This is a genomic window from Bacillus sp. LR--39 (assembly GCF_053613335.1).
In genome coordinates, this window is sequence record NZ_JBSIOT010000511.1 from 1 (window position 1) to 906 (window position 906).

Annotated in this window: 1 protein-coding gene; it reads left to right on the forward strand. The window is 51.1% G+C overall.

The genetic code is table 11. From position 1 onward, the window contains the following. Positions 1 to 906: FAD-binding protein (locus tag ACWHAR_RS24540; RefSeq protein WP_452088114.1), on the forward strand; the 906-nt coding region annotated here is incomplete at both ends.

Consider the following 906-nt stretch of genomic DNA (forward strand, 5'->3'; position numbering starts at 1 on the left):
GTAGTCGGCGGGGGTCTTGCCGGCCTCATGGCGACAATTAAAGCAGCGGAATCAGGAATGGCGGTTAAGCTGTTTTCCATCGTTCCTGTCAAACGTTCTCATTCGGTTTGTGCGCAAGGCGGCATAAACGGAGCGGTCAATACAAAAGGGGAAGGTGACTCTCCGTGGGAACATTTTGATGACACGGTATACGGGGGAGACTTTCTTGCCAACCAGCCGCCGGTCAAGGCGATGTGTGAAGCGGCGCCTTCGATCATCCACTTATTAGACCGGATGGGCGTCATGTTTAACCGGACGCCTGAAGGCCTGCTTGATTTCCGCCGATTCGGGGGTACACAGCACCACAGAACTGCTTATGCTGGTGCGACGACGGGACAGCAGCTGCTTTACGCACTGGACGAGCAAGTGCGCAGATACGAAGTTGCGGGTCTGGTCACAAAATACGAAGGTTGGGAATTCCTTGGCGCTGTTTTAGATGATGACAGAACCTGCCGCGGAATTGTTGCACAAAACCTGACAAACATGCAAATTGAATCCTTCCGTTCAGACGCTGTCATTATGGCGACGGGCGGACCGGGAATCATCTTTGGAAAATCAACGAACTCCATGATTAATACAGGATCTGCTGCGTCAATCGTTTATCAGCAGGGAGCGTATTATGCAAACGGAGAATTCATTCAAATCCACCCGACAGCCATACCGGGCGATGACAAATTAAGACTGATGAGTGAATCAGCGCGTGGTGAAGGCGGGCGCGTGTGGACATATAAAGACGGCAAACCATGGTATTTCCTGGAGGAAAAATATCCGGCATACGGAAACCTGGTGCCGCGTGATATTGCGACACACGAAATATTTGATGTGTGTGTCAACCAGAAGCTCGGCATTAACGGTGAAAACATGGTA